Origin of the sequence: Acetivibrio sp. MSJd-27 (assembly GCF_018918095.1) — a bacterium.
GTDB lineage: Bacteria > Bacillota > Clostridia > UMGS1840 > HGM11507 > HGM11507.
Genome location: NZ_JAHLPV010000061.1, coordinates 1 through 8,779 on the forward strand (window position 1 = coordinate 1; position 8,779 = coordinate 8,779).

At 42.1% G+C, this 8,779-nt stretch carries 7 protein-coding genes; 1 reads left to right on the forward strand and 6 read right to left on the reverse strand.

The features are described 5' to 3' along the window. Positions 1 to 696: 696 nt before the first annotated feature. From KQI32_RS12565 to KQI32_RS12590, 6 genes are all read right to left on the reverse strand, one after another. Positions 697 to 2,865 (reverse strand): hypothetical protein, encoded by a 2,169-nt coding sequence (locus tag KQI32_RS12565; RefSeq protein ID WP_216425822.1) that lies wholly within the window; start codon positions 2,863 to 2,865, stop codon positions 697 to 699. A gap of 273 nt (positions 2,866 to 3,138) precedes the next feature. After that, positions 3,139 to 3,588: a YhcH/YjgK/YiaL family protein gene (locus KQI32_RS12570; RefSeq protein ID WP_216425824.1), complete on the reverse strand. Its 450-nt coding sequence runs from the start codon at positions 3,586 to 3,588 to the stop codon at positions 3,139 to 3,141. Between the two features lie 16 nt (positions 3,589 to 3,604). Continuing rightward, complete coding sequence (locus KQI32_RS12575) at positions 3,605 to 5,101, reverse strand: sodium:solute symporter (RefSeq protein WP_216425827.1); 1,497 nt, start codon at positions 5,099 to 5,101, stop codon at positions 3,605 to 3,607. A 14-nt stretch (positions 5,102 to 5,115) separates the two neighbouring features. Beyond that, positions 5,116 to 6,015, reverse strand: a complete 900-nt coding sequence (locus tag KQI32_RS12580; RefSeq protein ID WP_216425840.1) for a dihydrodipicolinate synthase family protein — start codon at positions 6,013 to 6,015, stop codon at positions 5,116 to 5,118. Between the two features lie 339 nt (positions 6,016 to 6,354). Further along, entirely contained in the window at positions 6,355 to 6,939 is a 585-nt protein-coding gene (locus KQI32_RS12585; RefSeq protein ID WP_216425842.1) for a helix-turn-helix transcriptional regulator, read from the reverse strand. Positions 6,940 to 7,433: 494 nt separating this feature from the next. Then, complete coding sequence (locus KQI32_RS12590; protein ID WP_308167060.1) at positions 7,434 to 8,333, reverse strand: DMT family transporter; 900 nt, start codon at positions 8,331 to 8,333, stop codon at positions 7,434 to 7,436. Between the two features lie 177 nt (positions 8,334 to 8,510). Here KQI32_RS12590 and KQI32_RS12595 point away from each other — a divergent pair. Beyond that, positions 8,511 to 8,779 (forward strand): transposase (locus tag KQI32_RS12595; RefSeq protein WP_216423449.1); only part of this gene is annotated, 269 nt, incomplete at its 3' end.

Below are 8,779 nucleotides of genomic sequence, written 5' to 3' on the forward strand. Positions count from 1 at the left end.
GTTTCCCTTCCCCGATGTCGCTGAACGCGTACCCAGGCACCAGTATCACGCTTAGTATCATCACCATTGCTACCAGTATGCTTACTGTCTTTTTCATACCTTTCTCCTCCCGTTTTTTCCATAAATATAATTTATTTGTTAATTGTTTTTTTGATATATACAAAAATTTTCTTCTCTTAGAGAATTAAGGTTTATTCAAAAAAATAAAATAAGTTATTTCCCAATAAAATAACAAAATTAATTTTATATTTTAATAAAGTTTCTGCATTAATCTCTCATGATACCACCTTCCAATTAATGCTGCTATTTTTTTCATAAATATAACTTATTTGGCATTTGTTTTTTCAAGATATAAAAAAACTGTTAATCCTTAGGGAAAATAAGGTTTAAAAGCAATCAAAATAAGCTATATTTCAGAAAAAAGACATCATTAATTTTATATTTTAATAAAGTTTGTATTTCTATTTTACCACATGCATCACAAAAATTCAAGAGGATCCGCAAAGCAACATATCATTTTACAAAAATTTAATAAAATTTTTCATTTTTTCAACAGATAAGCGGTAAACCTTTTCATTGCAATTCCGCCTCAATGTTCTGATTTTTTGTTTTTATCAAAATGCTGCGCTCCCATGCCGCTAATCTCTGTATAGTTCTTTCATCTTCACGTAGTTCTGTACTCTTTTTACCCCTGCGCTACATAATGATCCGCTCCACATAATATTCCCCTTTCGGCAGGGTAAACGTCATGATATTATCCCGGCATTCACACTGAATATACACAGAAGTATCCTTGGACCGCACCGAATAATATCCCAGCCGTGCATTGAGGATCACAAAGTGTGTTAATCCTTCGCGGGCTGTTTTCACCTGATATTCATAGCAAATCTCATTTAAATAATAAATTTTATAATCACTTACGCACAAAGCCCCTTGCTCTTCCTCGCTGGGAATCACTTCATACATAAACTCATCATCCCCGGAAGTAAACTGCATGACATTCATAAAAATCTCAGTGATTTTATCCGCGTTTGAAGTAATTTCCACCCGGTATCCACCGGGTTCCTGGATTTTTTTCTGTTTTTCTGTCAACGCCGGTTCGTAGTTGGCCGAATCCACATAAAAACTGCTGCCGTTTCCTCCAATCAATTTTGTCGAAAGTTCTCCAGTTGCAGGAAACACTGTGGTATGAACCATTCTCCCGCCTTTTTCAGAATCTTTAACAATCACATTGTTAAAAAGAACCTGAGGTTTTTCCATAGTGTGAAGCAGATAACTCTTCTTAAATCTAGATTTCATCCGGTCAATAATGCAGATAATAACAGGACATTTCTCATCGCCTGTATTGATAAACAGAAAGGAACGGCTGTATGTGTTGAGCTTCGTCCCATAAGCATCATCATACATTCCGCGCAAATGGGAATATTTCGGTGTGATACAGTTTGGAATCTGTGCCTCATTGATAAATTTCCCCGTCTTTTGCCCTCCCTCAAACATATCAATAATACTGAAGGAGGTGTGGTGGTCATTAAAATAGACTTGTCCCCCATCATTGCTGACATCCCGTCCTCGGTAAATCATTTTTTCACGCGGCTTGTGAAATAACATACAGTTATGGGCAACCGTACGCTTGTTGTAGTTCACATCGTGCCCGTCACCGTATTTCGCAAACCCGCCGGAATCTACAGCAAGATATCCTTTGTAGTATACCTGATACTGACCGCAGTCCAAATGCTGATGGTAATCAAAGTTGAAAACCCCTATTTTAAAATAAGCGGCGACATCGTTGACAGTTGCCCCCTGCTGCCACCCGGTTCGGCAAACCATTGCACCAATCGGTTGGGGAAACAGTTTTGTTTTCGGCAAATGCCCAATACCGTCCACTTTGACGGTATCGTCATAAAACAGCATAAATTCAACCGGATCAATCCGATTGTTATTCCAAAATTCCCCATGAAAATCAACTCCGTCCAACTCCTCCAAAAATTGTCCATGCAGCACCGGATCTCGGTAATAGGAAGCGGCATGCATGAAAATACGGGAAAAGCGGCAAGGATTTCCGTTTTTGTCATAATCAATGTAAGTGTCTCCATCATGGAACATCAATCCGTCGGGACGACGCATATAAATCAGGTAATAAGGCTGAAGGCCGATATGCTCCGAAAACACAAATCCATATCCCATGCGGTCAAACAGCCAGATCAGATGCATATCGAAAGCAGCCCGCAGAGCACCAAAGCCAGGCCCCTGCGGATAACCTTCCGAAACAGCCTTAAAATTCATCATCACAATGTATTCCTGCAGAAACTTTTTGTTCAGCCGTTCAAACAGCTCCGGCATCTCATCATATACAGCGACTGCAACAGCCATCAAATCCCGAACCAACTGCGTCTCACTAATGTTGATCATAATATCCCGCAAATCTTTTTTAGGATACATCGCCTCAATTTGTTCCACCGTGTCAGCCACCGACGAAAGGAACACTTCCCGCAAAGAAGCATCGATCAAGGTATAGCACCAGTCGTAGACCATCGCCAGTGTGTGAAGCATCTGCCCTTTGATCAGCAAAAGCTCGGTTTTGCCGCTGGCATACTTCTCGGTTTTTATGTATTCGTCTAAAAGCACAATGGCTTTTTTTCCATAGACTTCTTCCCCTGATATTAAAAAATAAAAAGCATTCGCTTCTATCATGGAAATATAATCCTTCATTAACGCTGTGCTGTGTATGCTTTCCTGCATCACTTGCACCGCCTGGGCATAAGCCGTTTTTTCAGTTCTTCCGCGCAGCAGGTGAATGATTTCCTGATTGACATAAACACGAGGATGTTCCTCACGAATCTGAAATTTTATAAAATCTTTCGGCATAACCCTCCCCTTCTCATCATTTATTTAACATTTTAATTATCTATCGTAAATATCTTATTATATTTTGCTGTAAAAGTCAATATTGTTTGTCAAAACTATTTTTTCCAAAATGATTAAACCCTCTATATTTTAGCCAATTTCCCCATCTAATTTTCGCATTCTTAGAATCCATTTTTTTCAATTTTAAACCATGAAAATTCTGTTTTTCTTCTCTGTTAAGAAATCTATTTTTACATAAAAAAGAGAGGACTTTCGCCCCCTCTTGCCATTGCTTTAAATTTGCACTTTAAAGATAGCTTTTTTAATTTGTTCTTTTTGCCCCGTCATAATTCCCGTCATATGAGCGTCCTCTGGATAACAAATCAAAAAATCGCCTTCCTGTAGAAGAACATAACCGCTCTCAGAGCCTTCAAGGGGCAGATAGTCTTTATCCGATTCAAATTCACCAGCCTGCATACGGTTCATAAAATTGACAAAGATTTTTTCTTTTCCTCGAAGCATTACATGTATGTCAACATACTGTCTGTGCGCTTCCCAGAATCCTTCCTCCGGCAGCTTGGTCTCATACTCGGCAAGATTAAAATAAAGTCGGTCGCCGTCCACATCATGCCTGCCGGATTCTAGTTCTGCCAGCGCATTCTGTGCTGCATATTTCAAAGCTTCCTGCTCCCTTTGCTTCAGAAAGGAATAATGGTCTATATCTTTCAGATTTCCGTAAATCATATGGTTTCATCTCCTCCTATCTATGCTTTTTATTTGCAAAAATTGTCGCTTCAATATTGAGATCCTCTTTATTCTTCGCAAACATGCTTACAATAGAGCCAACCACAAAGGTCACAACAATAGAAATCAGGGAGTATGCCCAGGAGCTGATCCAGGAGCCGGTATACTTCAGATAAATCACCAGGATGGCGGAAACGATAAATCCCGCATAAGCTCCGTATTTGGAAGCTTTTTTGGAGAATGCCCCCAGCACGAAAATACCGGCCAGCACACCAAGCACCAATCCCATAAAGCTGTTGAACCACTCATAAGCCGATTTGATTTCGCCGTTTGCAAGCACCATAGATACCAGGATGGAGATAATCCCCACGCCAAGAGAGATAAACTGCGCCAGACGAGTCTGCTTTTTCTCGCTCATATCTTTTGTGATGAATTTCTGTATATCCAATGTCCAACTGGTTGCCACCGAGTTTAGTCCGGTGGAAAGAGTTGACTGGGAAGCCGCGTAAATTGCGGCCAGCAAAATACCAGTGATACCGACCGGCAGCTCGTAGGCGATAAAGGAGGCAAACACCTGATCCCTCTGTGCATGCTGCAGCAAATCCGGGTTCTGCCCGTAAAACACAAAAAGAGCCGTCCCGATCAGATAAAAAATTGTCGCAAGCGCTATGGATAAAACACCGTTTCCATACGTCATTTTATTCAGTTTTTTGATATCCGTCGTCGTGGTAAACCTCTGTACGACATCCTGAGAAGATACATAGGAGGAGAAAGTATTCAGCCCCGCTCCCAGGAAAATGATAAACACACTGTTTTTCAGGATGTTCGGATCAATCCAAATTTCATCCGCCCCCATAAACTTACCGTTGCCCAACGCACTGAAAACGGCTCCCGCTCCCCCGTCAATTTTAAAGAACAGGAAAATCAGTGCAAAGGTAACCCCTACAATCAGAACCATGCCCTGTACAAAATCGGTCCACAGAACCGATTTCAAACCACCTGTGTACGAATAAATGATAGCAATGATTCCCATAATTGCGATCAGCACATTTACGTTAATTCCGGTCAACTGCGCTAAAACCATAGACGGCAGATACATAATGATGGACATGCGCCCTACCTGGTATACGATAAACAAAAGTGCACCGATTACTCGCAGTCCTCCGTCATGAAACCGAATTTCCAAGTATTCATAGGCGGTGTCAATGTCCAGCCTGGAATAAATCGGCAGGATAAATTTGATGGTCAGCGGAACCGCGATAAAAATACCCAGCTGTGCAAACCATAAAATCCATGTCCCGGCAAAAGAATTTCCGGCAAGGGACAGGAAGGAAATCGGACTTAACAGTGTTGCAAAGATCGAAACCGACGTAACCCACCAGGGAATCGTTCCGTCCCCGCGAAAAAACTCTTTTCCCTTCATCTCTTTTTTCGAGAAAGCCAGACCGACCAGTAGAACCGCAAGCAGATACACCACCAGCACGATCATGTCTATCCATGTAAAACCTCTCATCTTGCCAACCTCCTTTAGCAGAATTTAGCAATCGCAGTATTGATTTTTTCCCAGATCACCTTCACTTTATTCTGTTCCAGCCGCTCCACCTCTTCCAAAGGAGCTCGGACAGAACCGATATCCAGCCCGTTGAGGCGGATAATCCCTTTTATAACAGCATATAGGTTGCCTTTCACACTGCACATACTCATGATAATATCATTGATGGCCACCTGAATTTCCCGCGCTGTTTTTACATCAGATTTCTCAATGCATTCATTGGCTTTAATGAACAGCTCGGGCATCGCACCATAAGTGCCTCCGATGCCGGCGTCAGCTCCCATCAGACGGCCCGCCACAAACTGTTCGTCCGGCCCGTTGAAAATGACACAGTCCTTCCCCCCATGTGCTTTGAACTGCTCAATATCCAGAACCGGCATAGAAGAGTTCTTGACTCCGATGACACGCGGATGGGCAATCATGCGTTCAAACAGAGAAACCGACAGATTGTACCCTGTAGTCTGAGGAATATTGTAAATGATAAAATCCAAATTTGTGGCTTCCACCATATCTGTCCAATATTTATAGATAGAGGATTCCGGAAGCCGAAAATAAATCGGGGGAATCGCAGCAATCGCATCCACACCCAGACTTTCGGCATGCTTTGCCAATGCAATACTGTCCCTGGTACTGGGCGCCGCGATGTGCGCAATAATGGTAATCTTTCCTTTGCAGACTTCCATTACGCTTTCCAGTATCATTTTTCGTTCCTCTACATTCTGATAGATACACTCGCCGGAACTTCCGCAGACATAGAGCCCATTGACCCCTTTGCCCATCAGATACTCCGCCAAAGCTTTTGTCCTGTCCTTGCTGACGTTACCCTCGCTGTCATAACATGCGTAGAACGCCGGAATTACTCCTGTGTACTTCATGCAAATCCCTCCTGATATTCTCTCGTATTTGAAGAAATTTGGATATTCAAGTATAATTTATCCATTTCTTCTTGTTAAGATTATAACAAAATATTAAATAATTTTTAATACTTTTTTCGTTTTTTATGTGCACTTTACACAATTTTATCAATTTTTTTATCATCACGCCTTTTTCTTTGAATCTGTCTGAACATAAGAATGTAATATCAATGTTAGGATAAACAAATGAAAGGAATCTATGCATCTTATCTATTTTCTATCAAAAAAACATTTCATGTTTATGAAAAAAGACCGCAGTCAAAATGAGCACCGCGATCCTGTAACATATTTTTTTGCATATTAAACAATCTGATACAACAATCCTTTGTTCCGGGAATACCACAAAAGTTTTCCATGTTCTCTCTTTGGAAACCGCACCTGCAGATCCCATTGAGGATATTGTTTGACAATCTGTATTTTACCGCCGGAAGCCAGCGCGACAAAAGAAATATAGTTTTCTTTCCGCATGGGATGATCGCTGGTAATAAACCATTCATCTTCCACCTGCTCCATGTGAAGTTTCTCCTCTGCCTCAGCCTTTTTAGCGGTTAACGGTTTTAACTTTCTACCGCAGCAGGAAATTTCCGCTTTTCCAGTGCTGAACAGCAAATTGCCGCAGAAAGGACAAACATAGTAATCCGTATTTTTCATATTTCCTCCTATAAAAGCATTGGCTGCCAAATCGCCGCCCAAAATTTTTTCAATACTCACGCCAAGCAGACCAGAGAGCTCCGGAAGCAGTGAAACATCCGGACAGCCTGCACCGCGTTCCCATTTTGATATGGTTTTGTCGCTGATATTCATTTGTTCCGCCAGCTGCCTTTGCGTCATTTTTTGCTCAACACGCAGAGAACGGATCAACATCCCAACCTTTTTGCAATCCATTTTAACCGCCTCCTCTCTTTTATTGTAACGGAAATTTTGAAAAAAACAAGAAACGCTTCGTAGAATTTCTGTACTTTTTAACAGATTTTTTCTAAGCATGTTTTCTGTTCAATAAGGGCTTGCCCCGTCATTCAACGAGGACAAGGGCACTGCATAGCAGTGCCGCGCTCAGCGGGAGATTGCACTCTCGCTGAACGCGGATATGGAACCCGCCGCCTTTAAGAGGCGGGGGACATCTTGCCCGCAGTTATAGCAAGATGAAAACACTTTTTCATGGCAAAACCACTTTAAAAGCATTTCAATCTCCCAAAGCAGGAGATATTCCCCTCTGTTTGCTCATAACAAGATTTCATTGTAAACGTTTGCGCAGCAAAAGTTACCTTAATGGCGTTTCAACCGAGCGGAGCACAAGATTATGCTCTCCGCTTGCTCTTTCAACAAGGTACCCGCCGCTTTTGAAATGAAGGACATACAGCGAGGTTATAAATTTATACCTAGCCACTTACAGAAGCAGGTTCCTTAGAAGCAAGGTTATATAAAAACATTGAAATCGCCACAGAAATGATAATAATGTACCCCAAAATGCTGTACCAATCCGGTATCTGACCGAATACCACATAGCCCAGGAAAACAGAAAACAAAATCTGCGAATAGTCATAAACTGAGATTTCTTTTGCCGGTGCGTGACAATATGCAGCTGTTATGGCAAACTGGCCGCCGGTTGCGGCTAAACCGGCAAGCAAAAGCCAGCCAAGCTGCACAAGCGTCATCGTATGATAATCAAACAGCAAAAACGGAAGCGTGACAAGGCAGGAGAATCCTGAAAAAAATATCACAGTGACGGTACCTTTCGTCCCCCCGTTTCCAAGCTTCCTTACATAGGTGTATGCGGCACCCGCGCAGATACCACCGCAAAGGCCGATAAGCCCGGGAAGAAAATCCATATTGGTGACAGAAGGTTTCACTACCAACATACTCCCCGCAAACGCTGATATCACCACAATCGTCTGAAACAGACTTATCTTTTCCCTCAGCATGAAAAAGCTAAAAATAACCGCAAAAAACGGAGACATTTTATTGAGCATGGATGCATCTGCTATGAAGAGGCGATCCACCGCATAAAAGTTACACGAAATTCCAACAGTTCCAAAAATAGATCGCAGGAGAAGATCTTTGATATTACCGCGGTAAATCTCAATCCGTTGTTTCCTCCTGAACAGCAAAAAAAGCGCTGCTATAAAAGCAATCAGATTTCTGAAAAAGCTCTTTTGCACAAACGGCAGTTCTCCCGAAAGACTTATAAATAAATTCATCAGTGCAAAGCAAAAAGCTGAGATAACAATATATAGGATACGCTTTGATATGCTGCGTTTGTTCATTGTATTGTGCTCCATTCTTTCAAATAGGATGGTGTCTGGTTCGGTCTATACAATATAGTCTTCCTTTTTATCAGCAACAAAGCGGCAGACAAATGTCTGCCGCCAGCCTGTCGAAAAAGTCCAGTATACACTGGGCTTTTTTGCGTATGTGTGGTAAAATAAAGATAAGAAAAGACTGGGGAGGGACGGCGTGTGCTAGCAAAAGAGCAGGAATTGCGCAGAAATGTAGTAGAAATCCTATGTTTGGAGGAGCTGGTTCCATCGGAGCATCTGCTGCGGCAGATTGACAGCGCGGTGGATTTTACGCATCTGTACGACTTGGTGGATGCGCTTTACAGCCGTGACAACGGCCGTCCCAGCATTGACCCGGTGGTATTGTTCAAAATTGTGTTCATCCAGCACCTGTACGGCATCCCCTCGCTGCGCCGTACCATGCAGGAGATTGGCATGAACATCGCATA

What these genes read in the sequence shown, in the direction of transcription:
- KQI32_RS12585 (WP_216425842.1), bottom strand. Translation starts at nt 6,939, where the DNA reads ATGGATTGCAAAAAGGTTGGGATGTTGATCCGTTCTCTGCGTGTTGAG.
- KQI32_RS12590 (WP_308167060.1), bottom strand. Translation starts at nt 8,333, where the DNA reads ATGGAGCACAATACAATGAACAAACGCAGCATATCAAAGCGTATCCTA.
- KQI32_RS12570 (WP_216425824.1), bottom strand. Translation starts at nt 3,588, where the DNA reads ATGATTTACGGAAATCTGAAAGATATAGACCATTATTCCTTTCTGAAG.
- KQI32_RS12580 (WP_216425840.1), bottom strand. Translation starts at nt 6,015, where the DNA reads ATGAAGTACACAGGAGTAATTCCGGCGTTCTACGCATGTTATGACAGC.
- KQI32_RS12575 (WP_216425827.1), bottom strand. Translation starts at nt 5,101, where the DNA reads ATGAGAGGTTTTACATGGATAGACATGATCGTGCTGGTGGTGTATCTG.
- KQI32_RS12565 (WP_216425822.1), bottom strand. Translation starts at nt 2,865, where the DNA reads ATGCCGAAAGATTTTATAAAATTTCAGATTCGTGAGGAACATCCTCGT.